The following is a 26,232-nucleotide window of genomic DNA, read 5'->3' as shown; positions in this document are numbered from 1 at the left end:
ACAGGGGCGAATAGCGGTACACTTCGCCCTTTGATTATGCTCCGGAGTAGCCATGTCCTTCAGCTGTCCCCTTTGTCACGCCCCCCTGACCTACTCAGATAAACGTTATACCTGTCCGCAGGGGCATCAGTTTGACCAGGCAAAAGAAGGCTACGTGAATCTTCTGCCGGTGCAGCATAAGCGCTCGCGCGATCCTGGCGACAGTGCAGAGATGATGCGGGCGCGCCGCGCGTTTCTCGATGCCGGGCACTATCTGCCGCTGCGGGAGACCGTCGCGCAGAGGCTGAATGACATTCTGCCTGCTTCCGCCACCGCCATGCTCGATATCGGCTGTGGGGAAGGGTACTACACCGCACGGTTTGCGGAGGTTGCTCGTGAGAAGGGCGCACAGACATTCGGTCTGGACGTGTCGAAAGTGGCCATTCGCGCGGCGGCAAAACGTTATACCGACGTGACGTTCTGCGTGGCGTCCAGCCACCGGCTGCCGTTTGACGATGCCAGCATGAACGCGGTTATCCGCATCTACGCGCCGTGTAAGGCGGAGGAGCTGGCGCGCGTCGTGAAACCGGGCGGATGGGTGGTCACCGTGACGCCAGGTCCGCGTCATCTGATGGAGCTGAAAGGGCTGATCTACGACGAAGTGCGTCTCCATGCCCCTCATTCTGAACAGCTGGCCGGTTTTACCCTGAAGCAGGCGGAATCGGTGGCGTACGAAATGATGCTGAAAGGGGAAGAGGCCGTCGCGTTATTGCAGATGACGCCGTTCGCGTGGCGGGCAAAACCTGAGGTATGGGAAACGTTAGCGGCACACTCAACATTTCGCTGCCAGACGGACTTCAGCATCCACGTCTGGCAGCGCGAAGATTAACCGGCGAAGTGTGCCCAGAGGATCTGGGCACCAATGCCAATCAGCACAATCCCCCCGAGGATCTCGGCGCGTTTACCCAGCAGCGGGCCGATAAACCGTCCGACCATCATGCCCAGCGTGGACATAATCAGGGTTGCACAGCCAATAGCCAGCGCGGTGGCGATAATATTGACCTGCAAAAATGCCAGACCGACGCCGACGGCCATCGCATCAAGGCTGGTGGCAATGGCCGTGGTGACCAGCAGCCAGAAGCCGTGGCGGTGCTGCGGCTCCTCGTTTTCATCATCGCCGCCGCGAAAACCTTCAATGACCATTCGGCCACCGAGAAACACCAGCAGGACGAAGGCAATCCAGTGGTTCCACTCCAGCACGAACTGGCTGGCGAGCATGCCGAGTCCCCAGCCGAGAAGCGGAGTCAGCGTTTCGATAGCGCCGAAAATCAGGCCGGTACGCAGGGCTTCTGAGAATTTAGGTTTGTGTAGCGTGGCGCCTTTCCCGATGGAAGCAGCGAATGCGTCCATGGACATGCCAAAAGCGAGAAGGATCGTAGCGGAGATATTCATAACAGCGTCCAGACCGGGGATATCCATATGACACATCACTGCCCCCAGTAAAAAGCAGTTGATGTATCTATGGTCTCGCCTGATCGCAACGCACATAAGACATGCGGTAAGCGATCCGTACGTGCCACGTTTTTCAACGAGTATGTTGACACGTACATTTCCTGCGAACAGGAAATCGGCTACTCCCCAACGACGGGCGCAACCTTAACATATTTTGAGAATATAAAACAACAATGAAAAGGCATTATTTAAATCGTTTGTTGATAACGATTTTCATTTGTCTTTAATCGTGAAAATATCGTTAACAAATAGCGTTCAAATTAGCGGTGGGGATATAGCTTTGGCTATATTGCTTGCGCAAAATAAACACAAGTTATAGCCATTGCTATATGGCTAAGTCATTGAGTTTTAACAAGTAAATTGTATATCTTTTCCAGGTCATCAATATTCTTCACCCGAATAAGCAGGCGGCGTTGTTCTAATTGCATCACCAGCACGCCGTCCTCGGATAAATTCATTTCTTTAATACGGTTATATTCTATCCATACATTGGCGAAGAAGAATCCGTGGGATTTAAAAATGATTTTCGGCGTGCGGATCCAGAACAGATAAATCGCCATTAATGCCAGCGCACATAATAACCATGTGGTTAATAATGCACCATGGCTGGTGACGTTATTGTAAATAAGAATGGCGATGAGGCCCACGAAGATAAAGGCATCCACGCGCCCGCGTCGTAGCAGGGGAAGGGAGAGCAGCGTCTCGCCGTGACGGCGCGGCATGATGAACTCGTCATAGATCGCATAAGCCAGAAGGGCAATAATAAATAAAACCAGTACGATGTCCGTGGCAGTCATTCATCCTCCAGATAAAAAAAACCGGGGGCAAGCCCCCGGCCTATAGCATTGATACTTACAGACCCAGCAGGCCGACGGCGTAACCCGCGATACCGATGACGAAGAAGCCAACGATAATCCACAGCGGGTTCACTTTCTTACGCAGCAGCCACATACAGGCGAAGGTCAACAGCAGCGGGACCAGGCCCGGCATCAGCTGGTCCAGAATCGTCTGTACGGTGGTGACGCGGGTCTGACCATCCTGTCCGGTGATGGTCGATACCACCAGCGGGATGTTCACGTGCGTCCACTTGTTAACCAGTGCCCCCATGACAAACAGGCCGAGGATTGACGCCCCCTCAGTCAGTTTCTGCAGGAAGCCGCCGCCCATGTCCTTAACGATGTCCACCCCTTTACGGTAGCCGTAGGCCACGCCGTAGTAACGGGTCAGCAGACGCACGGCGTTGAACAGGATGAAGAACAGCAGAGGGCCAAGCAGGCTGCCGCTCATCGCGATACCGGCGCCCAGTGCGGCGAAGACCGGACGCACGGTACCCCAGAAGATCGGGTCACCGACGCCAGCCAACGGGCCCATCAGGCCGACTTTGATACCGTTGATGGCACCGTCGTCAATCTCTGCGCCGTTCGCACGCTGCTCTTCCATCGCCAGCGTTACGCCCAGAACGGGCGCCGCAACGTAAGGATGGGTGTTAAAGAATTCCAGGTGACGCTTGATGGCCTGACGGCGCGCTTCGTTATTTTCCGGATACAGGCGTTTGATCGCCGGTACCATGGAGAAGCAGAAACCCAGCGCCTGCATACGTTCGAAGTTCCATGAACCCTGAAACAGGTTAGAACGGATGAACACGCCACGAATATCACCCGGAGTGAGTTTTTTCTCGGTGGTAGTTTTTGTCATATCAACCATGTCGCTCACCTGTTAGTCCAGTTCGTTATCGAGATCGTTGTTACCAGCAGCCTGCGCTGGGGCACCCGCGACGCGGTTATATTTCGGGCTGAGCTGGATGTAGAGAATCGCCATTACCGCACCAATCACACCCAGTGCAACCAGGTTGAAGTTGGTGAATGCCGCGGTCACGAAGCCGAGGTAGAAGAACGGCATCAGGTAGCCTGCGCGCATCATGTTGATGACCATCGCATAACCAACGACCACGATCATGCCGCCCGCGATGTTCAGACCGCCGGTGACCACTTCAGGAATGGCGTTCAGCATGCTCTGGACTTCACTGGTACCGACGGAGATCGCAACGATAACCGCCGGGATCGCGATACGCATCGCCTGCAGGAACAGGGAAGAAACGTGGATCCACGACAGTGCCGTGAGGTTGCCGTTTTCGGCGGCCTTATCCGCTGCGTGCTGGAAGGCTACGGTGATAGTACGAACAATGATGGTCAGAACCTGGCCTGCGGCTGCCAGCGGGATCGCCAGGGCGATACCTGCACCAATACTCTGGTGACCGGCAATAACCAGAACGGTCGAAATGATAGAGGCCAGCGCGGCATCAGGCGCAACTGCCGCACCGATGTTCATCCAGCCCAGGGCGATCATTTCCAGGGTACCACCGATGATGATACCGGTTTTCATGTCACCCAGAACGGCCCCAATCAGCGTACAGGCCACCAGAGGGCGGTGGAACTGAAATTCATCAAGTACGGATTCCATACCCGCAATACATGCGACGACGAACACCAGTACAATCTGAAGAGTGGTAATCTCCATTGCACTTCTCCTATTACATAAACTTTATGTGAGAACCGGCGCGGGCTTATTTCCCAACTTTGCCGATCAAATCCATCATTTTCAGTTTTTGATCCGTGGAAACCTTACGGGCTTCCAGCTCAATACCGCGCGCATTCAGCTTGTTGAATGCCTCGATATCTTTCGCATCAACTGAAATGGCGTTGTTGACCTGCGTTTTGCCCTGACGGAAGGCCATACCACCAATGTTAACGGAGGTGATTTTCACGCCGCCTTCAACAATGCGCTCAACGTCTGTCGGGTTAGTGAACAGAAGCATTACGCGTTCGCCCGCATATTTCGGGTTGTTGTAAACGCGGATCATCTTGGCGACATCCACGACGTGCGCGGTAACGCCAGGCGGAGCAACCTGAGTCAGAAGGGTTTTACGAACGGTGTCGGCGGCCACTTCGTCGCTGACCACGATAATGCGTTGAACGTTGGTCTCTTTGGTCCAGCGCGTGGCAACCTGACCGTGGATGAGGCGGTCATCAATACGCGCAAGGCCAATCACCATGTAATCATTCGGACCCATCGGTTTTGCCGGCGCTGCCGCTTTCGGTGCCGCTGCGGGCGCAGGGGCAGGTTTTTCCACCGGCTGTGCTTTCAGGGCTTTCACCCCTTCACGGCCCGTTTCAACGGCCAGGGCCACCAGCTCGTCGAAAGACGGATTGTCGTCGCGCGCCATGAAGGTTTCCACCAGCATGGGGATATTGACCCCGGCGACAACTTCATAGTGCTCTTTATCGACGACAATGCGGCTGGCAGCATTGAACGGGCTGCCGCCCCATGTATCAACGAGAAACAGCACGCCCTTGCTGGTATCCAGCTTCGCGAGTTGAGCGTTGTACTTCTCAATCAGCGTCTCGGCGTTTTCACCGGGAACGAAATCGATCCAGCCGACGTTTTCCTGCTCGCCCAACAGCATCTCTGCCGTTTTGAGTAGCTGCTCAGCAGCCCAACCATGTGTGCCTATGACAATAGCAATGGTCACTTGCTACCTCCTTTTATTATCATTAATACGCCTGCCGGGCAGTCGTACTGAGAATCGTATTGGCGAACCGAATCGATTCAGATAAGGGTTAGAGTTCAAAAACTAAGACTTCCGCGAATTATTTTAGATAGTGAAAAAATAATTTATGTGATGAAGATCCGTAATTTAGCCACGCGCGACAGATTTATCTTAAGGGTACAGCCACTGTGTTACAGATCTTTGCAAAGGAACGTAAATCTTTGCTAAAAATGCATTGTGTCTGATATGTTTAGCCTCCGTTTAATTGTTCAGGAGTATAGGGCTACAGCCCACTATATGGACCGTCACCGACGTCAGTCATCTTTCAGGCCATTTCGCGGCTTTTTCACCGGCGATCCTCGCCACGTATCGACTCTGTCTGCCTCTGTTTTGCCCACGTTGAGTGGGGCACCGTTTCGTCATTCCTTTAGCAGGAGCTTGTCATGGAATTCTTAATGGACCCGTCAATCTGGGTAGGATTGCTCACGCTGGTGGTGCTGGAGATTGTTCTCGGCATCGATAACCTGGTGTTTATCGCCATCCTTGCGGATAAGCTGCCGCCAAAACAGCGTGATAAAGCGCGTCTGATTGGTCTCTCGCTGGCGCTGGTCATGCGACTGGGTCTGCTCTCCGTTATCTCGTGGATGGTCACGCTAACCAAACCGTTGTTCTCCGTCATGGATTACACCTTCTCCGGCCGTGATTTGATCATGCTGATCGGGGGGATATTCCTGCTCTTCAAAGCGACGACAGAGCTCCATGAGCGGCTGGAAAACCGGCAGCACGATGATGGTCACGGTAAAGGCTATGCCAGTTTCTGGGTGGTGGTGCTGCAGATCGTGGTGCTGGATGCGGTCTTCTCGCTGGATGCGGTGATCACGGCGGTCGGCATGGTGAACCACCTGCCGGTCATGATGGCGGCTGTGGTTATTGCGATGGCGGTCATGCTGCTGGCGTCGAAACCGCTGACGCGTTTCGTGAACCAGCATCCGACGGTGGTGGTGCTGTGTCTGAGCTTCCTGCTGATGATTGGTCTGAGCCTGGTGGCGGAAGGCTTTGGCTTCCATATTCCGAAAGGCTACCTGTACGCTGCGATTGGCTTCTCGATCCTGATCGAGCTGTTCAACCAGATTGCGCGTCGTAACTTTATTAAGCAGCAGTCAAATCAGCCGCTGCGCGCCCGTACCGCGGATGCCATTCTGCGTCTGATGGGCGGTCGTCGTCAGGTGAACGTTCAGTCTGATTCCGAAAACCACAACCCGGTTCCGGTGCCGGAAGGGGCGTTTGTGGAACAGGAACGCTACATGATTAACGGCGTGCTCTCCCTGGCCTCCCGTTCGCTGCGCGGCATCATGACGCCGCGCGGGGAGATCAGCTGGGTCGATGCTAACCTGAGCGTGGATGAAATTCGCCAGCAGCTGCTCTCTTCACCGCACAGCCTGTTCCCGGTGTGTCGCGGCGAGCTGGATGAGATCATCGGCGTGGTCAGGGCAAAAGAGATGCTTGTCGCTCTGGAAGAAGGCGTTAACGTCGAAGCCGTTGCTGCCGCATCGCCTGCGATTGTGGTGCCGGAAACGCTGGATCCGATCAACCTGCTCGGTGTGCTGCGCCGCGCGCGCGGTAGCTTTGTTATCGTCACCAACGAGTTTGGCGTGGTGCAGGGGCTGGTGACGCCGCTGGACGTGCTGGAAGCGATTGCCGGTGAATTCCCGGATGAAGACGAAACGCCGGAAATTGTTGCCGATGGCGAAGGCTGGCTGGTTAAAGGTACGACCGACCTGCACGCGCTCTCGCACACGCTGGGGCTGGAAAACGTGGTTAACGATGAAGAAGACATCGCGACCGTTGCCGGTCTGGTTATCGCCGTGAACGGACAGATCCCGCGCGTTGGCGATGTGATTGAGCTGCCGCCGCTGCACATTACCATTGTCGAAGCCAACGACTATCGCGTTGATATGGTCCGCATTGTTAAAGAACAATCTGCCCACGATGAAGATGAGTAAGTCTGCTTAACGCAGCGGCATTAAGGGCACGATGTGCCCGTTATGACGTGCTGGCGGGGGAGCACTTCCCGCCAGCCAGTCTGGAAAGTCCCGCAGCGGCATCGGCCGCGCATAGAAAAATCCCTGCAGCACAGGTACGCCGTGACGGCGTAAATAGCGCGCCTGCTCCTCAGTCTCAACCCCTTCCGCCACCAGTTCGATATTCAGCCGCTGGCCCAGCGCGATAATCATATCCGTCACCGTTGAATTCACGGCATCGGTGCCGATGGCGGTCGTAAAAGACTGGTCAATCTTCAGGACGTCCGGGTGCAGCTTTTCAAGCCAGGAGAGGGAGCTGTTCCCGGTGCCGAAATCGTCGATAGCAAGCTTCACGCCCTTGCGATGCAGTTCGCGCACGATGCGATAATCCGCGTCCAGCAGCGCATCCCGTTCCGTGAGTTCAATTACCAGCTGTTGGCGCGGACAGGCGCTGAACCAGAGACGGTTCAGATCCTGAATCAATACTGCGTGGCGGAAATGGCTGGCGGCGACGTTAATGCCGATGTGAAAACCGGGGCTGGACGGGAAGTAGCCTATCTGGCGCACCGTTTCGGCGATGACGTAGCGGGTCAGGGGGACAATCTGGTTATGTTCTTCTGCCAGAGGGATAAACACCTCCGGGGTGATCCAACCCTGACGGGGGTTATTCCAGCGCAGCAGGATCTCCACGCCAGTGCACGCCTGGGTGCGGGCATTCACCAGCGGCTGGCAGAAAAGCTCAAATTCCCGCGCCGCAATGCCCATATCGATCTCCCACGTAAAGCTCATCCGGTTTGCCGTCGCCAGCCAGGCGAGATAGCCCAGCAGCAGGCTGAGCATCAGTCCCAGCGGCAGCTGGGCGGGCAGGCTTTTTAAGGCTAACTCTCCGGGGCCAGGTCCGCCGACCGTAATCGTGAAAGGATTTTGGGTTGAAGACTGCTGGAAAAGGGCGCTCTCCTCATCAAACGTCAGGCTGTCGGTGACGCGTTGACCGTAGCGTAAAAAGCGATTGCCGACTGTCAGCACCACGTCATTGATGAGCGGACGCTGGGGCTCAAGGATCATTCTGGCGATCAGGTCGATATTGATAATCTCGACGACGCCATCTTCACCGTCCTGAGAGACGGGATACCACTGGATCAAAACAGGGCTGCCCTTAAGCAGCCACTGGTCGGTCGATAAAATCAGCTTCGCCGTGCTGGCAGGGAGCTCCTGAAGGACGTCACGCACAGGCTCGCTGCGGCTGCCGAAAATACTCGAACAGTACAGGATACCGTCTTCGATCAGGGCAATGGAGCGTACCGTCTGCAAAATGGCTGCCTGCTGCCGCAGCGCCAGCTGCACCTGCGGGCAGGGCTGCCCCACCAGCGGCTGCAGCACGTTGCGGTGGTTTTCCAGGGAAAGCAGAACGTTATCAAGGGCGCGAACGGTATGGCTGGTAAAATCGAGGATCCGCTGTTGGTTAACGTTGCGCTGGGAGATAAAGCGAATGCCTAGCGTCAGGATGAGCGTGAGGAGCGCAACCGTCACGCAGACGATAACGCGTTTTCGGCGATAATTTTTAATGATCGTTTGTGCAGTTTGCATGAACGGTCGCCTGGTAAGCCACCAGCCACAAAAGCCGGACGCAACAGTGAAAGTGTAGTGGGGAAAGCAGAAGGAGACGAGGAAGAAGAGGGAAATTCGCCCATCCGTTGCAGATGGGCGAAAGGCAGTATTAGTCGCACTGCACCTTAATGGCCAGGCCACCACGGGACGTCTCGCGGTATTTCGCGTTCATGTCTTTGCCCGTTTCGTACATGGTTTCAATCACCTTATCCAGCGATACGCGAGGTTCGCTGGTACGGCGCATCGCCATACGAGAGGCGTTGATGGCTTTCACCGAGGCAATCGCGTTACGCTCAATGCACGGCACCTGCACCTGGCCCGCGACCGGGTCGCAGGTCAGACCGAGGTTATGTTCCATACCGATTTCAGCCGCCACGCAGACCTGCTCAGGGCTTGCGCCCAGCAGCTCTGCCAGACCCGCCGCCGCCATGGAGCAGGCCACGCCGACTTCACCCTGACAGCCCACTTCCGCACCGGAGATGGAGGCATTCATCTTGTACAGCGCGCCGATGGCACCTGCCGCCAGGAAATAACGGATATAGATGTCCGGCGTCACGGGCTCAATAAAGTGGTCGTAATACGCCAGCACCGCAGGAACAATGCCGCACGCGCCGTTGGTTGGCGCCGTCACGACGCGGCCCCCGGCGGCATTCTCTTCGTTAACCGCAAGCGCAAACATATTCACCCAGTCGACCACGTTCATCGGGTCGTTGGAGAACTTGTCCGTGGTTACCAACATACGGCGCAGAGCAGAGGCACGACGCGGCACGCGCAGTGGACCCGGCAGAACGCCTTCGGTGTTCATCCCGCGATCGATACAGGCGCGCATGGTTTGCCAGACGTTGGCAAAATAGTCTTCAATCTCTTGTTTGCTGTGCAGGGCCAGTTCGTTCTGCATCACCATGCCGGACAGGGAAAGACCGGTCTGTTTGCAGTAACCCAACATCTCGGTCGCCGATTTGAACGGGTACGGTACGCTGACGTCGCCGACGCTGTCCTTGCCAAAATGCTCTTCATCCACGATGAAGCCACCGCCGATGGAGTAATACGTTTTGCTGTAAATCTCTTTTTCACCGCTATATGCGTGAATGGTCATGCCGTTTTCATGCAGCGGCAGGTTGTCGCTGCGAAAACGCATGCCGTCATCCTGCGGGAAATCGACTTCCTGCTGGCCGTTTGCCAGCAGCAGGCGGCCGCGTGTTTCCACGTCGCGGATGAATGCCGGAATGGCATCAATATCAACGGTATCCGGCATATTGCCTGCCAGACCCATAATAATGGCGATATCGGTGTGGTGGCCTTTACCCGTTAATGACAGCGAGCCGTAAACATCCACGGCCACACGGGTAACGCTTTCCAGTAATCCTTTTTCGACCAGATCATCGACGAACTGTTTACCGGCCTTCATCGGGCCAACAGTATGGGAAGACGAAGGGCCAATTCCCACTTTGAACATGTCGAATATACTAATCACTTTCACACTCCTGACAGGGTTACCGGGGTTCCAGTAACGATGTTATAACTGCGCATAGTGTAAGAGGGAACACCGACCTCGGCTTAACTATTCACATGAATTAAACTAATGGTTAACGATGGGTTTTGCTAATAGCGCGACGCAGATCGCAAACCTGGCAGAAGAGGGCGGAATGTAAAGTATAGTCAAGGTTTCAGGCCGATCTGCAGCGCCAGTTCACGAATGATGCCCGCCGTCATGCCCCAGACAAAATAATGCTGATACCAGGACAACCAGACCCGATGGTCATGCCCACGACGCTGAATATCCAGCGGGTGGTAACGACTCAGCCGAAGGGCCTCTTCCAGCGGCATTTCAAACACCGCTGAGACTTCATCGACGCTGGCGTGATACTGCAGGTCCGGCGGGATAATACCGACCACCGGCGTAACCTGAAAGCCGGTGACGCTGTTGACGGGCGGCAGCACGCCGATGACCTCAACGGCCTCCGGCGGAATGGCGACCTCTTCCTGCGCCTCCCGCAGCGCGGCGGCAATCAGCGAGGCGTCGGAGCTGTCTACCGCGCCCCCCGGAAAAGCGACCTGACCGGCATGCTTGCGTAAATGGGCGGAACGCTGGGTGAGCAGCAGGCCCGGCTGTGCGCGACGCACGACCGGGATCAGCACGGCCGCCTGACGCTGATTCAGCGCTTCGCGGTTGACCTGCGGTCTTAGTAGCTGAAAACGCGATAAAAAATCATCCAGCGTCAGGTTCTCTTTTTCCACCCGTGATTACTCCAGTAGTTTCAGGATACGGTTAACTTTATCAAAGGTTTCCTGATATTCCGCATCGACCTGACTATCGGCAACAATCCCGCCCCCGGCCGAACAGTAAAGGTTTCCGTTGCAGGCGGTCAGCGTGCGGATGGTAATGCTGGTATCCAGCGTGCCGCACAGGCTGATATAGCCGATGCTGCCGCACCAGGCATTGCGGCGGTGGGGCTCCAGTTCATCAATGATCTCCATTGCCCGCACCTTCGGCGCACCGGTGATGGAGCCGCCCGGGAACGCGGCGCGCAGCAGGTCGCAGGCCGTGCGCGAGTCTGGCAGCCGCGCGGTAATGGTGCTGACCAGATGATGCACCGCAGGGAAAGGCTCGACGACAAACAGTTCCGGCACGCGGACGCTGCCCGGCACGGCCACCCGGCCAATGTCGTTGCGCATCAGATCGACAATCATCAGGTTTTCGGCGCGGTCTTTCGGCGAGGCGGCGAGTTTTTCCGCCTGCTTGCGGTCGGCGTCGGGATCGGCAAGGCGTGGCAGCGTGCCTTTAATCGGACGGGTTTGAATGGTGCCCTCGGCCAGATGAATAAAACGCTCGGGCGACAGGCTGAGGATCGCCCCCTGTTCCAGACGGACAAATGCGCTGAACGGCGCCTTATTGCTGGCATTTAGGCGGGTAAACGCCTGCCATTCATCTCCCCGATAGGTCGCCTGGAAGCGCTGGGCGAGGTTAACCTGGTAGCAGTCGCCGCTTTGCAGATACGCCTGAACGCGCGCGAATTTTTCGGCATATTCCGCAGCGCTCATGTTGGAGCGCCAGCCGGAGGTCAGCGTGAACGTCTCTGCGGGTGCAGCCTGTTGCGCCTCAAGCCAGTCCAGACGCGCCTGGACGTCACGATGGCTCAGCAGGGAAACCGTTTTTTTCTGGTGATCGACAATTAACGCCCAGTCATACAGCCCCACGGCCATGTCTGGCAGAGAAATATCAGCCTGAGCATGCTCGGGCAGCGTTTCGAAACGGCGGCCCAAATCATAGCCAAACAGGCCCAGCGCGCCTCCCTGGAAGGGAAGGTCCGGGTTTGGCGTAGCGGATAAGCCCAGCGCGTTAATATCGTGCTGAAGCTGCGCCAGCGGATCGTCCGTCAGCGACAGGTCATCGGTTGTCAGCGTCTTCAGCGGATCGGCGACCAGAATATCAAAGCGGCTGTAGGGATGGTCCGCATGGCCGGAGTGCAGCAGCATCGCAAAAGGAAGATGGCTCAGGCGGGAAAACCAGTATTCAGCGGCGTCTGTCCGCCAGGGCAGGGTAATAACAGTGGGGAAGCGCATGTTCATGTGTGGCATACTACCGGGCAGCGTGAAATAATTAGCGCGAATAATTTAGCAGGAGTTGACGATGTTTGCAGGTTTACCTTCTCTGAGCCATGAACAGCAGCAGAAAGCGGTTGAGCGAATTCAGGAACTGATGTCCCAGGGGATGAGCAGCGGACAGGCGATTTCCCAGGTGGCGGAAGAACTGCGCGCCACGCATACCGGCGAGCGGATCGTGGCGCGTTTCGAGGATGAAGATGAAGAGTGATCGGGCTTAAACCGCCGCGATAATCTTAATCTCAACCTTGTATTCCGGCTTCATCAGCGTGGCCTGTACGGTGCAGCGTACAGGCGCGTGACCCGCCACCACCCACGCATCCCAGGCTTTGTTCATTGCCGCGAAGTCGTCTTTGTTCGCCAGGAAAATCGTCGCATCCAGAATGCGGGATTTGTCGCTGCCCTGTTTTTCCAGCACCGCGTCAATCTGCGCCAGGGTATTGGCCGTCTGCTCAAACGCATCCGCGTCAAGGTTCGCCGGGACGCCGGTGTAGTAGAGCGTCTGGTTGTGGATCACCACATCAGACCAGCGGGCTTCGGCATCAATGCGCACAATTGTCATAAACGTTTCCTCGTTATTTTTCGTCGTCAGGCGGCAAGACTGCCATATTGTTCTCGTGTCGTCACTATTTGGGGTGGCACAGGAGAGGATGGGCTGACATAATCCCTGTGCAAAAATACAGTGAGAGAGCACCGTGGCAGACGATTTTTCCCCTGAAGGTCAATTAGCGCAGGCTATCCCCGGCTTCAAACCCCGTGAGCCTCAGCGACAGATGGCGCACGCCGTTGCACGCGCCATCGATAAGGCTCAGCCGCTGGTGGTCGAAGCGGGTACCGGCACGGGTAAAACCTATGCTTATCTTGCGCCGGCGCTGCGGGCGAAAAAAAAGGTGATTATCTCGACCGGTTCGAAAGCCCTGCAGGACCAGCTCTACAGCCGCGATTTGCCCACGGTGGCAAAGGCGCTGAAATACAAAGGCCGTCTGGCCCTGCTGAAGGGGCGCTCCAACTATCTCTGCCTGGAACGCCTTGAGCAGCAGGCGCTGGCGGGCGGTGACCTGCCGGTGCAAACCCTGAGCGACGTCATTATCCTTCGCGCCTGGGCGAACCAGACGGAAGAGGGCGACATCAGCACCTGCGCGAGCGTGCCGGAAGACTCTCCCGCCTGGCCGCTGGTGACCAGCACCAACGACAACTGCCTCGGCAGCGACTGCCCGCTGTATAAAGACTGCTTCGTGGTGAAAGCGCGCAAAACGGCGATGGATGCTGATGTTGTTGTGGTGAACCATCATCTGTTTCTGGCGGATATGGTCGTCAAGGACAGCGGCTTTGGTGAGCTGATCCCGGAGGCGGACGTGATGATCTTCGACGAAGCCCACCAGCTTCCGGACATCGCCAGCCAGTATTTTGGGCAGTCGCTCTCCAGCCGCCAGCTGCAGGATCTGGCGAAAGATTTCACCATTGCTTACCGGACCGAACTCAAAGATACCCAGCAGCTGCAGAAGTGCGCCGACCGTCTGGCGCAGAGCGCGCAGGATTTCCGTTTACAGCTCGGCGAGCCGGGCTATCGCGGTAACCTGCGCGAGCTGCTGGCGGACAAAAACATCCAGCGCGCGCTGCTGCTGCTCGATGATGCGCTTGAGCTCTGCTACGACGTAGCGAAACTGTCGCTCGGCCGCTCCGCGCTGCTGGATGCGGCCTTCGAACGCGCCACGCTCTATCGCGGGCGGCTGAAGCGGCTGAAAGAGATTAACCAGCCGGGTTACAGCTACTGGTACGAGTGCACTTCGCGCCACTTTACCCTGGCGCTCACGCCGCTGACGGTGGCGGATAAATTTAAAGAGGTGATGGCGCAAAAGCCGGGCAGCTGGATCTTCACGTCGGCAACCCTGTCGGTGAATGACGACCTGCACCACTTCACCGAGCGCCTCGGCATCGAGCAGGCGGAATCGCTGCTTCTGCCCAGCCCGTTCGATTACGAAAAGCAGGCGCTGCTCTGCGTGCCGCGCAATCTGCCGCTGCCGAACCAGCCGGGGGCGGCGCGGCATCTCGCGGCGATGCTGAAGCCGATGATCGAGGCCAATAACGGCCGCTGCTTTATGCTCTGCACCTCCCACGCCATGATGCGCGACCTCGCCGAGCAGTTCCGCGCCATCATGACGCTACCGGTGCTGCTGCAGGGCGAAACCAGCAAAGGCCAGCTGCTGCAGCAGTTCGTTAGCGCCGGTAATGCCCTGCTGGTCGCAACCAGCAGCTTCTGGGAAGGGGTCGACGTGCGGGGCGATACGCTCTCGCTGGTGATCATTGATAAGCTGCCGTTTACCTCCCCGGACGATCCGCTGCTGAAGGCGCGCATGGAAGACTGCCGCCTGCGCGGCGGCGATCCGTTTGACGAGGTTCAGCTGCCGGATGCGGTCATTACGCTTAAGCAAGGGGTAGGGCGCTTAATCCGTGACGTCACCGATCGCGGCGTGCTGGTCATCTGCGATAACCGGCTGGTGATGCGTCCTTACGGGGCAACCTTCCTTGCAAGCCTGCCGCCCGCACCGCGGACGCGGGACATAAAACGCGCGGTGCGTTTCCTGGCAAACCCAACGGCGGAGTAATTTACCCCGGAGTGTGCTAAGATGCGCGCCATTTTGTGACTGACCCTTGCGAGAGCGCGACGACTGATGCGAATTCTGGCTATTGATACCGCGACAGAGGCTTGCTCTGTTGCTCTGTTGAACGACGGTGCTGTTTCTGCCCATTTCGAAGAGTGCCCACGGGAACACACCCAACGCATTCTCCCCCTGGTAAAAGCCATTTTAACCCAGGGCAACACCTCCTTAACCGACCTCGACGCGCTGGCCTTTGGCCGCGGCCCCGGCAGCTTTACGGGCGTACGCATCGGGATTGGCATTGCGCAAGGGCTGGCGCTGGGCGCCGAACTGCCGATGATCGGCGTCTCAACCCTCGCCACCATGGCGCAGGGCGCATGGCGCATGACCGGGGCAACGCGCGTCCTGGCAGCGATTGATGCCCGCATGGGCGAAGTCTACTGGGCCGAATACACCCGCGACGAGCAGGGCGTGTGGCACGGTGAAGAGACGGAAGCCGTGCTTAAGCCGGAAGCGGTGACGGAACGGCTGAAGCAGCTGTCCGGCGAGTGGGCGACCGTCGGTACGGGCTGGCAGGCGTGGCCTGAGATGGCGAACGGCACCGGGCTGACGCTGGTGGACGGCAACATGCTTCTGCCGGCTGCGGAAGATATGCTTCCGATTGCCAGCCAGCTGCTCGCAGCAGGCAAAACCGTGGCCGTTGAACACGCGGAACCGGTTTATTTGCGAAACACCGTCGCGTGGAAGAAACTTCCGGGCCGCGAGTGAATCTCAGTAACAGGAACTGAGAAAAAGGAGTCGCATCATGGCGGTTCAGACTAAAGTAGTACGCCTTATTATGGCAGGCGCGGTTGCCATAGCACTGAGCGGATGCGTTTCCGTTCCTGATGCGATTAAGGGCAGCAGCCCGACGCCACAGCAGGATCTGGTTCGGGTGATGAATGCACCTGAGCTGTACATCGGCCAGGAAGCGCGCTTTGGTGGGAAAGTGATCGACGTGCAGAACCAGCAGGGGAAAACCCGTCTGGAGATCGCCACGGTACCGCTCGACAGCGGCGCTCGGCCTGTACTGGGCGAGGCCTCCCGGGGACGTATCTATGCGGACGTCAGTGGGTTCCTGGACCCGGTCGATTTCCGCGGACAGCTGGTGACCGTTGTCGGGCCGATTACCGGCGCCGTACAGGGCAAAATCGGCAGCACGCCGTATAAATTTATGACCATGCAGGTCAACGGCTACAAGCGCTGGCGGCTGGCACAGCAGGTGATCATGCCGCCTCAGCCGATCGATCCGTGGATGTGGGGTCCACATCCTTATCGTTACGGCTACCCGGGCTGGGGCTGGTATAACCCGGGGCCTGCACAGGTACAGACGATCGTAACTGAGTAACTCACTGTTATTGTTAGAAAAGAGACAGCGGCTCAGCCGCTGTCTCTGTTTTTTTACGGATAAAACGAAAAAAAAGAGTGACGCGCTTCGCAACCTTAAATCTGAACAATTAATAAACTGGTACGCTGAGTTAATATAATGTTAACAAACTGTTTATTATCGGGGTTGTGATGACGACGAACACTCATTTCAGAGGTGATGCATTGAAGAAGGTTTGGCTTAACCGTTATCCCGCAGATGTTCCTGCTGAGATCAATCCTGACCGTTATCAATCCCTGGTGGAATTATTTGAACACTCGGTAAGGCGCTACGCGGACCAGCCCGCATTTGTGAATATGGGCGAGGTGATGACGTTCCGTAAGCTGGAGGAGCGCAGCCGGGCGTTTGCGGCGTACCTGCAGGAAGGGCTGGGGCTGCAAAAAGGGGACCGCGTCGCGCTGATGATGCCGAACCTGCTGCAATACCCGGTGGCGCTGTTCGGTATCCTGCGTGCCGGGATGATTGTCGTTAACGTCAACCCGCTGTACACCCCGCGCGAGCTGGAGCATCAGCTGAACGACAGCGGCGCGGTTGCGATTGTCATTGTGTCCAACTTTGCCCATACGCTGGAAAAAGTGGTCGACAAAACCCAGGTGAAACACGTCATCCTGACGCGCATGGGGGATCAACTCTCCACCGCCAAAGGCACGCTGGTTAACTTTGTCGTCAAATACGTCAAACGTCTGGTGCCAAAATACCATCTGCCGGACGCTATCTCCTTCCGCCGCGCGCTGCATGCGGGCTATCGTATGCAGTATGTTAAGCCGGAAGTGGTCTCAGAAGATCTCGCGTTCCTGCAGTATACCGGCGGTACCACTGGCGTGGCGAAAGGCGCAATGCTGACCCACCGCAACATGCTGGCGAACCTTGAGCAGGTCAATGCAACCTACGGGCCGCTGCTGCATCCCGGCAAAGAGCTGGTCATTACGGCGCTGCCGCTGTACCACATTTTCGCACTGACCATGAACTGCCTGCTGTTTATTGAGCTGGGCGGTCAAAACGTGCTGATTACCAACCCGCGTGATATACCGGGGCTGGTGAAAGAGCTGGCAAAATACCCGTTCACCGCCATGACCGGGGTAAATACCCTGTTTAACGCGCTGCTTAATAACAAAGAGTTCCAGCAGCTGGACTTCTCCACGCTCCATCTCTCTGCGGGCGGCGGCATGCCGGTTCAGCAGGCGGTGGCCGAGCGCTGGGTGAAGCTTACCGGCCAGTATCTGCTGGAGGGCTATGGCCTGACGGAGTGCGCGCCGCTGGTCAGCGTTAACCCGCATGACATCGACTACCACAGCGGAAGCATTGGACTGCCCGTTCCTTCTACTGAAGCGAAACTGGTCGATGATAACGATAACGAAGTCGCGCCGGGTGAGCCGGGGGAGCTGTGCGTTAAAGGTCCACAGGTCATGCTGGGCTATTGGCAGCGTCCCGACGCGACCGACGAAATCATCAAAGACGGCTGGCTGCATACCGGTGACATCGCGGTGATGGATGACGAGGGCTTCCTGCGCATTGTCGATCGCAAGAAAGATATGATCCTGGTCTCTGGCTTCAACGTCTATCCGAATGAGATCGAAGACGTGGTCATGCAGCACAGCGGCGTACTCGAAGTGGCAGCGGTCGGCGTGCCTTCCGGCAGCAGCGGTGAAGCGGTGAAAATATTTGTGGTCAAGAAAGATCCTTCTCTCACCGAGGAAGCGCTGATAACGTTTTGTCGTCGTCAGCTGACGGGCTATAAAGTGCCGAAGCTGGTGGAATTCCGCGACGAGCTGCCGAAATCCAACGTCGGGAAGATATTACGACGAGAATTACGTGACGAAGCCCGTGCCAAAGTAGACAATAAGGCCTGAGCTTCACGTTAATCGTCCAGACGCCGGTTAAGCCGGCGTTTTTTATGGGCGCAAACAAAAGAGAATCCGATTTGAATTACCAGATGATCACGACCAACGACGAGCTGGCTTCGCTGTGCGAAGTGACGCGCGACTTTCCTGCCATTGCCCTGGATACCGAGTTTGTCCGTACCCGGACGTACTATCCGCAGCTGGGGTTGATTCAGATGTACGACGGTAAACACGTGTCGCTGATCGACCCTCTCGGCATTACCGACTGGACGCCGATGCGCGATCTGCTGCTCGATACCGCCGTCACGAAATACCTGCACGCAGGCAGTGAAGATCTGGAAGTCTTTCTGAACACCTTTGGCATCATGCCTCAGCCGCTGATTGATACGCAGATCCTTGCGGCGTTCAGCGGGCGACCGCTCTCCTGGGGCTTTGCCGCCATGGTGGAGGAGTATACGGGCCTGACGCTGGATAAAAGCGAATCCCGTACCGACTGGCTGGCCCGTCCGCTTACCGCGCGCCAGCTGGAGTATGCGGCGGCTGACGTGTTTTACCTGCTGCCGATCGCCGGACAGCTGATGCAAGAAGCCGAGGCATCCGGCTGGCTGTCCGCCGCGCTGGACGAGTGCCGTATGACCCAGCTGCGTCGTCAGGAAGTGGTGGAGCCGAAAGAGGCCTGGCGCGACATCAGCAACGCCTGGCAGCTGCGTACGCGTCAGCTGGCGTGCCTGCAGCTGCTGGCAGACTGGCGCTTGCGTAAAGCGCGCGAGCGCGATCTGGCCGTTAACTTTGTGGTTCGTGAAGAGCATCTCTGGGCGGTTGCGCGCTATATGCCGGGCAGCCTCGGCGAGCTGGACAGCATTGGGCTTTCGGGCAGTGAAATCCGTTTCCACGGCAAAACCCTGCTGGCGCTGGTCGCAAAAGCGCAGGCGTTACCGGAAGAGGCGCTGCCGGAACCGCTGCTGAACCTGATGGATATGCCGGGCTATCGCAAAGCGTTTAAGGACATCAAAGCGCTGGTGCAGGCGGTGGCTACGGAAAGCAAGCTGAGCGCGGAGCTGCTCGCTTCACGCCGTCAGATTAACCAGCTGCTTAACTGGCACTGGAAGCTGAAGCCGCAGAATGGCATGCCGGAGATGATGGCGGGATGGCGCGGGGAATTGATGGCCGGTCGCCTGAATACGCTGCTGGAAGGTTATCCGCGATAAAAAATATGCCGGGTGATAAACCCGGCATATTCCCCCGGTGGCGCTGCGCTTACCGGGGCGACGAAATCACAAACCTACGGACGCGACTCTTCCGCTTCCGGGAGCGTCACGTTCAGCTCCAGAATCGAAATATCCCCGTCTTTTTGTTCCAGCTGCACCGTCACCATCTCCGGGTCAATCTGCACGTACTTACAGATCACTTCCAGGATGTCCTTGCGCAGCTGCGGCAGGTAGTGAGGCTCGGCGTCGCTACGACGACGCTCCGCAACGATAATTTGCAGACGTTCTTTTGCGATGTTGGCGGTGTTCTTTTTCCGCGAGAGAAAAAAGTCCAGTAATGCCATAACTTATCCTCCGAACAGGCGTTTGAGGAAACCTTTCTTCTCTTCTTCAATGAAGCGGAAAGGACGTTCTTCTCCCAGCAGACGGTCAACGGTATCGGCGTAAGCTTTACCTGCATCTGCCATTGTATCAAGGATCACTGGCTCGCCCTGGTTAGAGGCACGTAACACGGACTGATCTTCCGGGATAACGCCCACCAGCTTAATGCGCAGGATCTCCAGCACGTCTTCCATGCTCAGCATGTCACCTTTGTTCACGCGGCCCGGGTTGTAGCGGGTGAGCAGCAGGTGTTCTTTAATCGGGTCTTCGCCATTTTCCGCACGACGGGATTTAGAGGCGAGGATCCCGAGAATGCGGTCTGAGTCACGCACGGATGAAACTTCAGGGTTGGTGGTGATGATCGCTTCATCAGCGAAGTAGAGCGCCATCAGGGCACCGGTTTCGATGCCGGCAGGGGAGTCACAGACAATGAAGTCGAACTCCATTTTTTTCAGCTCGTCGAGCACCTTTTCCACCCCTTCACGGGTCAGGGCGTCTTTGTCACGCGTCTGAGAAGCCGGGAGAATGTAGAGGTTCTCGGTGCGCTTGTCTTTAATCAGCGCCTGGTTCAGCGTGGCATCGCCCTGAATGACGTTCACAAAGTCATACACGACGCGACGCTCACATCCCATGATGAGGTCGAGGTTACGCAGGCCGATATCGAAGTCGATAACGACGGTTTTCTTTCCCTTCTGGGCCAAACCAGTAGCGATGGCCGCGCTGGAGGTGGTCTTGCCAACGCCTCCTTTACCCGAAGTAACAACAATAATGCGTGCCATAGAAATTCCTTGTTAAAAAGGGATCAATTCAACGGTTGAACGGTCAACGCGTCGTCTGCCAGAAGCAGGCGAGCCGCTTTGCCATAAAATTCGGCTGGGATCTTGTCGCTCAGCCAATATTCACCTGCGATGGACACCAGTTCCGCCGTCAGGTGAGTACAAAATATTTGCGCGTCCCGATCGCCACTTGCACCTGCGAGCGCACGTCCACGCATCATACCGTAAACGTGAATATTGCCATCTGCAATCAGCTCAGCGCCAGCACTGACGTGGCTTGTAACAATCAGATCACAGTTTGGTGCATAAATGCGCTGACCGGAACGAACCGGCACATCAATCATTCGCGTTTTTGTGATGTTTGTAACGTTTTGCGCCGCAGGAGGGGGCGTTTCGACGGCAACGGGTGCCGCACGCGGGGCTTTTTCTTTGCCTTCATTCAGAAGCGGCAGCCCCGCACGGTCAATTTCCGCTTTCAGTTCAGTATCTTTGCAGCCGCTGATGCCGACAATACGCAGTCCGGTCGAGGAGACGGCCTGCTGGAGACGTTTCCAGTTAACCGGCGCTTCAAGACCGCTGACGTTGATAACAACAGGGGCGTGCTTCAGGAAGGCGGGAGCCTGGGCGATTTTGTCTTCTAACGCCTGACGAATAACCTCGGGTTTTGCATCATGCAAATGTACCACTGATAAGGTGAAGCTACTGCCTTTAAGCTCGATGGGCGTGTTTGACATCCTGGCCTTACTCAATTTGCTATTAACCGCAACCACTCGCTGCGATATTCCGAAGAGTATCAGGCATGTTATAGTCAGGAGTATATTGAGGCAAGCAACCACCCATTAATTCAGAGTAAAAACATGTTTTGTGTGATCTACAGAAGTACAACCCGTGACCAGACCTATCTTTATGTCGAAAAGAAAGACGATTTTTCACGCGTGCCTGAAGAATTAATGAAGAGCTTTGGCCGACCGCAGATGGCGATGCTGCTGCCGCTTGATGGTCGCAAGAAACTGGTGAATGCCGATCTGGAGAAAGTGAAAACGGCATTAGCCGAGCAGGGCTATTATTTACAGCTTCCGCCGCCACCCGAGAATTTATTAAAACAGCATCTTGAGGCGAACGGTAAAAAATAGTCTCAACTGTTTTTGAGCACAACACATCAACCGTTTAGGGGTCGACCATGTATCAACATCATAACTGGCAAGGTGCATTACTGGATTATCCCGTCAGCAAAGTGGTTTGCGTGGGCAGCAACTATGCAAAACATATTCAGGAGATGGGCAGTGCGACGCCAGAAGAGCCGGTTCTGTTCATTAAGCCTGAAACGGCGCTTTGCGATATTCGCCAGCCGCTGGCCCTGCCGCAGGGGCTCGGCTCGGTGCACCACGAAGTGGAACTCGCCGTGCTGATCGGCGCAACGCTGCGTCAGGCCTCCGAAGAGCATGTGCAAAAAGCGATTGCCGGATATGGCGTGGCGCTGGATCTGACGCTACGCGACGTGCAGGGTAAAATGAAGAAAGCGGGGCAGCCGTGGGAAAAAGCCAAAGGGTTTGATAATTCCTGCCCGATTTCGGCGTTTGTGCCGGTGAGCGAATTTACCGGTAATCCGCAGGACACGCCGCTCAGCCTGAAGGTTAACGGTGAAATCCGCCAGCAGGGCACCACGGCAGACATGATCCATAAGATTGTGCCGCTGATCGCCTACATGAGCCGCTTCTTTACCCTCAAGCCGGGTGATGTGATCCTGACCGGCACGCCGGAAGGCGTTGGTCCGCTCGCGAGCGGTGATGAACTTGAAGTTGGTTTTAACGGCCTGTCGCTGAAAACCCGCGTGCTGTAACCTCCTCTTGCCGCCTGAAAAGGGCGGCAAAACTTGCAACGACGTGCCAGACTCGTTATAAGGTGCGCTTTCTTTTGACGTGTGGACATCCTGATGAACGACATCCCTTTCTGGCAAAGCAAAACTCTCGACGACATGACCGACGCGGAATGGGAATCCTTATGCGACGGCTGTGGTCAGTGCTGCCTGCACAAGCTGATGGATGAAGACACGGACGAAATCTACTTCACCAACGTGGCCTGCAAGCAGCTGAATATCAAAACCTGCCAGTGCCGCAACTACGAGCGCCGCTTCGAGTTCGAGCCAGACTGCATTAAATTAACCCGTGAGAATCTGCCCACCTTTGAATGGCTGCCGCATACCTGCGCGTATCGCCTGCTGGCGGAGGGGAAAGGTCTGCCTGACTGGCACCCCCTGCTGACCGGTTCAAAAGCGGCGATGCACGGCGAACGTATCTCCGTGCGCCACATTGCGGTGAAAGAGTCCGAGGTGCGGGACTGGGAAGATCACATCATGAACCACCCGACCCGTTGAGATTAAAAAACCCGCCGAAGCGGGTTTTTTATTGTGCGCTGTTGTGTCGGGTGGCGCTGCGCTTACCCGACCTACAAAACCGTAGGCCCGCGCAAGCGAAGCGCCGCCGGGCGAATTAGCGTCCGAACAAATCGCGTTTCTTCGGTTTGAACGGCTGAGCGATCAACACCAGCAGCGCCACGACGAAGTAGGCGGCAAAAATGCCCACCAGCCACTGCGGCATCTCCAGCGTCAGGAATTCCCACTGGCGAACGGAGCAGTCACCGGAGGCAACGAACACCTGCGGCAGCCATTTGTCCAGCGGCAGCCAGCTCGGGAAGCGGGCGGCAAAATCGCAGGTCATAAACGGTGACGGATGCAGCTGCATCATCGTGTGCTGCCAGGAGAGTTCAATGCCTTTCCAGGCGCTGTAGAGCCAGATTGCGATCCCGGCATAGCGAAGCGGCGACTTCGGCGCAATCGCGCCGACCAGGCCAGCCCCCATAATGCCGAACAGCGCGCAGCGTTCGTAAATACAGAGCACGCAAGGTTTGAGTCCCATTACGTGCTGGAACCACAGCGCGACCATTTCCAGCGCAAAGGCGGTCAGGGCCATTAACAACCATGCTCCGCGACCGCGGGAGCACTGGTTTAAAAATCTCAACATAATCATTTCCCTGGAACATGCTTAGAAAGCGCAGTGTAAACGAATTCGTTTTTCGCGCCACCTGTACCTGGCGAAATAAAACGTAATTGGATGTTTATCGTGCGAAAAGGCAAACGGGCAGCGAACTGCCCGAGTTGCAGAGTTTACTGCGCCGCAAGTATACCCGCTTGTATCAACCATTGCGTACAGGGAATAAGGGTAATTTTGACGCAAAGCAATCCCACGATCGTAAGCACCAGCGTATAGGGCAGGGCCATCCAGACCATTCTTCCATAAGAAAGACGTATGAGTGGCGCAAGGGCGGAGGTCAGCAGGAACAGGAAGGCGGCCTGGCCATTGGGTGTCGCCACCGACGGCAGGTTGGTACCGGTGTTGATCGCCACGGCCAGCAGTTCAAACTGTCCGGCGCTGATCACGCCTTGCTCCATCGCGGTCTTAGCCTCGTTAATGTAAACCGTCCCGACAAAGACGTTATCAGAGATCGACGAGAGCAGGCCGTTAAACAGGTAAAACAGCGACAGCTGAGCATCCGGCGATGCCCGTAAGACAAAGGCAATAATCGGCGCGAACAGGTGCTGGTCGATTATCACCGCCACGACCGCAAAGAACACCGCCAGCAGGGCGGTAAACGGCAGCGCTTCGGTAAAGGCTTTGCCGATGGCATGCTCATCCGTCACGCCGGTAAAGGTCGTGGCGAGAATAATCACGGACAGACCAATCAGCCCCACTTCAGCCAGATGGAACGCCAGCGCGGCGATAAGCCAGACGCCGATGATCCCCTGTGCAATCAGGCGCAGCGTCTCCTGGCGCGTCCGCTGGCGTCGGCTCTGCAGATCGAATTTATGCAGTTCCTGACGTACCGGCTCCGGGAGTTGTGCCCCGTAACCAAAGAGGCGAAACTTCTCCACCAGCAAACAGGTCGCCAGACCGCAGATCAGCACCGGCACGCTCACCGGGGCCATTCTCAGGAAGAAATCACCGAAGTGCCAGCCCGCCGCTTTCGCAATGATCAGGTTTTGCGGCTCGCCCACCATCGTCATCACGCCCCCCAGGGCGGTACCCACCCCGGCATGCATCATCAGGCTGCGCAGGAAGGCGCGAAACTGCTCCAGTACCTCGCGGTTATGCGCATCGACATGGCTGTCATCCTGCAGATCCTCACCCGGACGAGAGGAGGCCACGCGGTGATAAATACCGTAAAACCCCACCGCGACGCTTATCACCACCGCGACGACCGTCAGCGCGTCCAGGAAGGCTGACAGGAAGGCCGCCGCAAGGCAAAACGCCAGCGAGAGAACCATTTTCGACGGAATGCTGAGCAGCAGGCGCGTAAAGATAAACAGCAGCAGCTGTTTCATAAAGTAGATGCCCGCCACCATAAACATCAGCAGCAGAAGCACTTCAAGATTTGAAGCCAGCTCTGCTTTGACATGCTCGGCTGAGGTCATGCCAATCACTACCGCTTCAAACGCCAGCAATCCGCCCGGCAACAGGGGATAGCATTTCAGCGCCATCGCCAGGGTGAAGATAAACTCCGCGACCAGCAGCCACCCGGCAACGAACGGGTTCACGTAAAAGAGGAGAGGGTTAACGACCAGGAACACCAGCAGTATCAGTTTGTACCAGTCAGGAGACTGGCCTAAAAAATTGCGCCACAGAGCGCGCCCAAAAGAAATTTCCACGACAGACGTCCTTCCCCGTCAAGTAAGACAAAACATCAGTATACGCAAAATTCACGGTCCAGACGCGGATAAGACTGCATTGTAAATTTCATAAAAATGAAACGGCGATCCCTCTTTTCTCTCTTTGCCGCGCTACCTGCCACTGCACGCCTCTGGTATGATGAGTCCAATTTGCAAAAGCTGTGTAATGGAAATCTCACTATGGTCATTAAGGCGCAGAGCCCGGCGGGTTTCGCGGAAGAGTACATCATTGAAAGCATCTGGAATAATCGTTTCCCTGCGGGGTCCATTCTTCCGGCTGAACGCGAACTCTCTGAACTGATTGGCGTCACTCGCACCACGCTGCGTGAAGTGCTTCAGCGACTGGCGCGCGATGGCTGGTTGACGATCCAGCACGGCAAGCCAACAAAAGTGAACAACTTCTGGGAAACCTCCGGGCTGAACATTCTTGAAACGCTGGCGCGTCTCGATCATGAAAGCGTGCCGCAGCTCATTGATAATCTGCTCTCCGTTCGCACCAACATCGCGACGATCTTTATTCGTACGGCTTTCCGCCAGCATCCGGAAGATGCGCTTGCGGTGCTGGCCAGTGCCAACGAGGTGGAAGATCACGCCGACGCGTTCGCCACCCTCGATTACAACGTCTTCCGTGGCCTGGCGTTTGCCTCCGGCAACCCGGTGTACGGTCTGATCCTCAACGGTATGAAGGGACTCTACACCCGCATTGGCCGCCACTACTTTGCCAATCCCGAAGCCCGCAGCCTGGCGCTGGGCTTTTACCATAAGCTGAGCAAGCTGTGCTCCGAAGGTCTGCACGATCAGGTGTATGAGACGGTGCGCCGCTACGGTCACGATTCCGGTGAAATCTGGCACCGTATGCAGAAAACGCTGCCGGGTGATTTGGCGATTCAGAGCCGCTGAAATAAAAAACCTCTCGTGTGAGAGGTTTTTTTTCGTCGGGTGGCGGCTGCGCCTTACCCGACCTACGGGTCTTGTAGGCCCGGTAAGCGTAGCGCCACCGGGCAAAA

28 protein-coding genes and 1 riboswitch are annotated in these 26,232 nt (G+C 56.6%); of the genes, 13 read left to right on the top strand and 15 right to left on the bottom strand.

The window, feature by feature from the left end:
- Positions 1-52: 52 nt before the first annotated feature.
- Positions 53-868, top strand: a complete 816-nt coding sequence (rlmA, locus tag ACOTXT_RS03420) for a 23S rRNA (guanine(745)-N(1))-methyltransferase (RefSeq protein WP_333165237.1) — start codon at positions 53-55, stop codon at positions 866-868.
- Here rlmA and mntP read toward each other — a convergent pair.
- The 5 genes from mntP to manX all read right to left on the bottom strand — a co-directional run bounded on the left by mntP (position 865) and on the right by manX (position 5,020).
- The gene (gene mntP / locus ACOTXT_RS03415) at positions 865-1,431 is read right to left on the bottom strand and encodes a manganese efflux pump MntP (RefSeq protein WP_039266936.1); all 567 of its coding nucleotides are present in this window, start codon (positions 1,429-1,431) and stop codon (positions 865-867) included. The genes rlmA and mntP overlap by 4 nt on opposite strands.
- Before the next feature lie 9 nt (positions 1,432-1,440).
- A riboswitch (yybP-ykoY riboswitch) is annotated at positions 1,441-1,631 on the bottom strand.
- Between the two features lie 198 nt (positions 1,632-1,829).
- The gene (locus ACOTXT_RS03410; protein ID WP_045335013.1) at positions 1,830-2,288 is read right to left on the bottom strand and encodes a DUF986 family protein; all 459 of its coding nucleotides are present in this window, start codon (positions 2,286-2,288) and stop codon (positions 1,830-1,832) included.
- A gap of 55 nt (positions 2,289-2,343) precedes the next feature.
- Entirely contained in the window at positions 2,344-3,195 is an 852-nt protein-coding gene (locus ACOTXT_RS03405; RefSeq protein WP_006810994.1) for a PTS mannose transporter subunit IID, read from the bottom strand.
- A 12-nt stretch (positions 3,196-3,207) separates the two neighbouring features.
- Positions 3,208-4,008, bottom strand: coding sequence for a PTS mannose transporter subunit IIC (gene manY / locus ACOTXT_RS03400; protein ID WP_008500490.1), 801 nt, complete (start codon positions 4,006-4,008; stop codon positions 3,208-3,210).
- Between the two features lie 46 nt (positions 4,009-4,054).
- Entirely contained in the window at positions 4,055-5,020 is a 966-nt protein-coding gene (gene manX / locus ACOTXT_RS03395) for a PTS mannose transporter subunit IIAB (RefSeq protein ID WP_008500491.1), read from the bottom strand.
- A 264-nt stretch (positions 5,021-5,284) separates the two neighbouring features.
- Here manX and ACOTXT_RS03390 point away from each other — a divergent pair, with 264 nt between their 5' ends.
- Both ACOTXT_RS03390 and yoaE read left to right on the top strand, forming a co-directional pair.
- Positions 5,285-5,494: a protein YoaL gene (locus tag ACOTXT_RS03390; RefSeq protein WP_371006884.1), complete on the top strand. Its 210-nt coding sequence runs from the start codon at positions 5,285-5,287 to the stop codon at positions 5,492-5,494.
- Complete coding sequence (gene yoaE, locus ACOTXT_RS03385) at positions 5,482-7,041, top strand: CNNM family cation transport protein YoaE (RefSeq protein ID WP_008500492.1); 1,560 nt, start codon at positions 5,482-5,484, stop codon at positions 7,039-7,041. Before ACOTXT_RS03390 ends, yoaE begins: the two co-directional genes overlap by 13 nt.
- A gap of 6 nt (positions 7,042-7,047) precedes the next feature.
- On the opposite strand, the gene ACOTXT_RS03380 is transcribed toward yoaE, so the two are convergent.
- The 4 genes from ACOTXT_RS03380 to pabB form a co-directional block, all read right to left on the bottom strand.
- The gene (locus ACOTXT_RS03380; protein WP_032663284.1) at positions 7,048-8,646 is read right to left on the bottom strand and encodes an EAL domain-containing protein; all 1,599 of its coding nucleotides are present in this window, start codon (positions 8,644-8,646) and stop codon (positions 7,048-7,050) included.
- 130 nt (positions 8,647-8,776) lie between these two features.
- Entirely contained in the window at positions 8,777-10,141 is a 1,365-nt protein-coding gene (sdaA, locus tag ACOTXT_RS03375; protein ID WP_008500494.1) for an L-serine ammonia-lyase, read from the bottom strand.
- Positions 10,142-10,326: 185 nt separating this feature from the next.
- Positions 10,327-10,905: a CoA pyrophosphatase gene (locus ACOTXT_RS03370; protein WP_023293938.1), complete on the bottom strand. Its 579-nt coding sequence runs from the start codon at positions 10,903-10,905 to the stop codon at positions 10,327-10,329.
- Between the two features lie 6 nt (positions 10,906-10,911).
- Positions 10,912-12,237, bottom strand: coding sequence for an aminodeoxychorismate synthase component 1 (gene pabB, locus ACOTXT_RS03365; RefSeq protein WP_032663285.1), 1,326 nt, complete (start codon positions 12,235-12,237; stop codon positions 10,912-10,914).
- 61 nt (positions 12,238-12,298) lie between these two features.
- Between pabB and ACOTXT_RS03360 the strand changes: the two genes are divergently transcribed.
- Positions 12,299-12,481, top strand: a complete 183-nt coding sequence (locus tag ACOTXT_RS03360; protein ID WP_008500497.1) for a YoaH family protein — start codon at positions 12,299-12,301, stop codon at positions 12,479-12,481.
- A 6-nt stretch (positions 12,482-12,487) separates the two neighbouring features.
- On the opposite strand, the gene ACOTXT_RS03355 is transcribed toward ACOTXT_RS03360, so the two are convergent.
- Positions 12,488-12,832: a RidA family protein gene (locus tag ACOTXT_RS03355; protein WP_008500498.1), complete on the bottom strand. Its 345-nt coding sequence runs from the start codon at positions 12,830-12,832 to the stop codon at positions 12,488-12,490.
- Between the two features lie 133 nt (positions 12,833-12,965).
- On the opposite strand from ACOTXT_RS03355, the gene ACOTXT_RS03350 reads away from it, so the two are divergent.
- The 5 genes from ACOTXT_RS03350 to rnd all read left to right on the top strand — a co-directional run bounded on the left by ACOTXT_RS03350 (position 12,966) and on the right by rnd (position 19,345).
- Complete coding sequence (locus ACOTXT_RS03350) at positions 12,966-14,876, top strand: ATP-dependent DNA helicase (RefSeq protein ID WP_333165243.1); 1,911 nt, start codon at positions 12,966-12,968, stop codon at positions 14,874-14,876.
- 66 nt (positions 14,877-14,942) lie between these two features.
- Positions 14,943-15,638 carry a tRNA (adenosine(37)-N6)-threonylcarbamoyltransferase complex dimerization subunit type 1 TsaB gene (gene tsaB / locus ACOTXT_RS03345; RefSeq protein ID WP_008500500.1) on the top strand — a complete coding sequence of 232 codons (696 nt, stop codon included), beginning with the start codon at positions 14,943-14,945 and terminating at the stop codon, positions 15,636-15,638.
- Positions 15,639-15,675: 37 nt separating this feature from the next.
- Positions 15,676-16,257 carry a Slp family lipoprotein gene (locus tag ACOTXT_RS03340; RefSeq protein ID WP_333165246.1) on the top strand — a complete coding sequence of 194 codons (582 nt, stop codon included), beginning with the start codon at positions 15,676-15,678 and terminating at the stop codon, positions 16,255-16,257.
- A gap of 203 nt (positions 16,258-16,460) precedes the next feature.
- Entirely contained in the window at positions 16,461-18,146 is a 1,686-nt protein-coding gene (fadD, locus tag ACOTXT_RS03335) for a long-chain-fatty-acid--CoA ligase FadD (RefSeq protein ID WP_014884268.1), read from the top strand.
- Positions 18,147-18,229: 83 nt separating this feature from the next.
- Positions 18,230-19,345, top strand: a complete 1,116-nt coding sequence (gene rnd / locus ACOTXT_RS03330; protein ID WP_333165311.1) for a ribonuclease D — start codon at positions 18,230-18,232, stop codon at positions 19,343-19,345.
- A 74-nt stretch (positions 19,346-19,419) separates the two neighbouring features.
- Here rnd and minE read toward each other — a convergent pair whose 3' ends face one another.
- Genes minE through minC form a run of 3 tightly spaced genes read right to left on the bottom strand, consistent with a single transcriptional unit; the run spans position 19,420 to position 21,236 of the window.
- On the bottom strand, positions 19,420-19,689 hold the full coding sequence (gene minE, locus ACOTXT_RS03325; RefSeq protein ID WP_008500504.1) for a cell division topological specificity factor MinE: 270 nt from the start codon (positions 19,687-19,689) through the stop codon (positions 19,420-19,422).
- A gap of 3 nt (positions 19,690-19,692) precedes the next feature.
- A complete protein-coding gene (gene minD / locus ACOTXT_RS03320) occupies positions 19,693-20,505 on the bottom strand; it encodes a septum site-determining protein MinD (protein ID WP_008500505.1) in 813 nt (270 codons plus the stop codon).
- A gap of 23 nt (positions 20,506-20,528) precedes the next feature.
- The gene (gene minC, locus ACOTXT_RS03315) at positions 20,529-21,236 is read right to left on the bottom strand and encodes a septum site-determining protein MinC (protein ID WP_008500506.1); all 708 of its coding nucleotides are present in this window, start codon (positions 21,234-21,236) and stop codon (positions 20,529-20,531) included.
- 123 nt (positions 21,237-21,359) lie between these two features.
- Here minC and ACOTXT_RS03310 point away from each other — a divergent pair, with 123 nt between their 5' ends.
- The 3 genes from ACOTXT_RS03310 (at position 21,360) to ACOTXT_RS03300 (ending at position 22,876) form a co-directional block, all read left to right on the top strand.
- Positions 21,360-21,635: a YcgL domain-containing protein gene (locus tag ACOTXT_RS03310; protein WP_008500507.1), complete on the top strand. Its 276-nt coding sequence runs from the start codon at positions 21,360-21,362 to the stop codon at positions 21,633-21,635.
- Between the two features lie 47 nt (positions 21,636-21,682).
- The gene (locus tag ACOTXT_RS03305; RefSeq protein ID WP_008500508.1) at positions 21,683-22,342 is read left to right on the top strand and encodes a fumarylacetoacetate hydrolase family protein; all 660 of its coding nucleotides are present in this window, start codon (positions 21,683-21,685) and stop codon (positions 22,340-22,342) included.
- Between the two features lie 93 nt (positions 22,343-22,435).
- Positions 22,436-22,876 (top strand): YcgN family cysteine cluster protein, encoded by a 441-nt coding sequence (locus ACOTXT_RS03300; RefSeq protein ID WP_008500509.1) that lies wholly within the window; start codon positions 22,436-22,438, stop codon positions 22,874-22,876.
- A 115-nt stretch (positions 22,877-22,991) separates the two neighbouring features.
- Here the strand turns inward: ACOTXT_RS03300 and dsbB are convergent, their stop codons facing one another.
- The gene (dsbB, locus tag ACOTXT_RS03295; RefSeq protein WP_028015880.1) at positions 22,992-23,522 is read right to left on the bottom strand and encodes a disulfide bond formation protein DsbB; all 531 of its coding nucleotides are present in this window, start codon (positions 23,520-23,522) and stop codon (positions 22,992-22,994) included.
- Between the two features lie 143 nt (positions 23,523-23,665).
- Positions 23,666-25,204 carry a Na(+)/H(+) antiporter NhaB gene (nhaB, locus tag ACOTXT_RS03290; protein WP_023293930.1) on the bottom strand — a complete coding sequence of 513 codons (1,539 nt, stop codon included), beginning with the start codon at positions 25,202-25,204 and terminating at the stop codon, positions 23,666-23,668.
- 201 nt (positions 25,205-25,405) lie between these two features.
- On the opposite strand from nhaB, the gene fadR reads away from it, so the two are divergent.
- On the top strand, positions 25,406-26,125 hold the full coding sequence (gene fadR, locus ACOTXT_RS03285) for a fatty acid metabolism transcriptional regulator FadR (protein ID WP_008500512.1): 720 nt from the start codon (positions 25,406-25,408) through the stop codon (positions 26,123-26,125).
- Positions 26,126-26,232: the final 107 nt, after the last annotated feature.

Origin of the sequence: Enterobacter cloacae complex sp. IR5422, from assembly GCF_049238165.1 — a bacterium.
Taxonomy (GTDB): Bacteria; Pseudomonadota; Gammaproteobacteria; order Enterobacterales; family Enterobacteriaceae; genus Enterobacter; species Enterobacter roggenkampii.
This window is presented reverse-complemented; position numbering and strand designations above follow the sequence as displayed.

What these genes read in the sequence shown, in the direction of transcription:
- dsbB (WP_028015880.1), bottom strand. Translation starts at nt 23,522, where the DNA reads ATGTTGAGATTTTTAAACCAGTGCTCCCGCGGTCGCGGAGCATGGTTG.
- ACOTXT_RS03360 (WP_008500497.1), top strand. Translation starts at nt 12,299, where the DNA reads ATGTTTGCAGGTTTACCTTCTCTGAGCCATGAACAGCAGCAGAAAGCG.
- rnd (WP_333165311.1), top strand. Translation starts at nt 18,230, where the DNA reads ATGATCACGACCAACGACGAGCTGGCTTCGCTGTGCGAAGTGACGCGC.
- ACOTXT_RS03340 (WP_333165246.1), top strand. Translation starts at nt 15,676, where the DNA reads ATGGCGGTTCAGACTAAAGTAGTACGCCTTATTATGGCAGGCGCGGTT.
- mntP (WP_039266936.1), bottom strand. Translation starts at nt 1,431, where the DNA reads ATGAATATCTCCGCTACGATCCTTCTCGCTTTTGGCATGTCCATGGAC.
- minD (WP_008500505.1), bottom strand. Translation starts at nt 20,505, where the DNA reads ATGGCACGCATTATTGTTGTTACTTCGGGTAAAGGAGGCGTTGGCAAG.
- tsaB (WP_008500500.1), top strand. Translation starts at nt 14,943, where the DNA reads ATGCGAATTCTGGCTATTGATACCGCGACAGAGGCTTGCTCTGTTGCT.
- minE (WP_008500504.1), bottom strand. Translation starts at nt 19,689, where the DNA reads ATGGCATTACTGGACTTTTTTCTCTCGCGGAAAAAGAACACCGCCAAC.
- yoaE (WP_008500492.1), top strand. Translation starts at nt 5,482, where the DNA reads ATGGAATTCTTAATGGACCCGTCAATCTGGGTAGGATTGCTCACGCTG.
- ACOTXT_RS03300 (WP_008500509.1), top strand. Translation starts at nt 22,436, where the DNA reads ATGAACGACATCCCTTTCTGGCAAAGCAAAACTCTCGACGACATGACC.
- ACOTXT_RS03405 (WP_006810994.1), bottom strand. Translation starts at nt 3,195, where the DNA reads ATGGTTGATATGACAAAAACTACCACCGAGAAAAAACTCACTCCGGGT.
- ACOTXT_RS03355 (WP_008500498.1), bottom strand. Translation starts at nt 12,832, where the DNA reads ATGACAATTGTGCGCATTGATGCCGAAGCCCGCTGGTCTGATGTGGTG.
- ACOTXT_RS03410 (WP_045335013.1), bottom strand. Translation starts at nt 2,288, where the DNA reads ATGACTGCCACGGACATCGTACTGGTTTTATTTATTATTGCCCTTCTG.
- fadR (WP_008500512.1), top strand. Translation starts at nt 25,406, where the DNA reads ATGGTCATTAAGGCGCAGAGCCCGGCGGGTTTCGCGGAAGAGTACATC.
- pabB (WP_032663285.1), bottom strand. Translation starts at nt 12,237, where the DNA reads ATGAACATGCGCTTCCCCACTGTTATTACCCTGCCCTGGCGGACAGAC.
- minC (WP_008500506.1), bottom strand. Translation starts at nt 21,236, where the DNA reads ATGTCAAACACGCCCATCGAGCTTAAAGGCAGTAGCTTCACCTTATCA.
- ACOTXT_RS03390 (WP_371006884.1), top strand. Translation starts at nt 5,285, where the DNA reads ATGTTTAGCCTCCGTTTAATTGTTCAGGAGTATAGGGCTACAGCCCAC.
- rlmA (WP_333165237.1), top strand. Translation starts at nt 53, where the DNA reads ATGTCCTTCAGCTGTCCCCTTTGTCACGCCCCCCTGACCTACTCAGAT.
- manY (WP_008500490.1), bottom strand. Translation starts at nt 4,008, where the DNA reads ATGGAGATTACCACTCTTCAGATTGTACTGGTGTTCGTCGTCGCATGT.
- ACOTXT_RS03380 (WP_032663284.1), bottom strand. Translation starts at nt 8,646, where the DNA reads ATGCAAACTGCACAAACGATCATTAAAAATTATCGCCGAAAACGCGTT.
- ACOTXT_RS03305 (WP_008500508.1), top strand. Translation starts at nt 21,683, where the DNA reads ATGTATCAACATCATAACTGGCAAGGTGCATTACTGGATTATCCCGTC.
- ACOTXT_RS03310 (WP_008500507.1), top strand. Translation starts at nt 21,360, where the DNA reads ATGTTTTGTGTGATCTACAGAAGTACAACCCGTGACCAGACCTATCTT.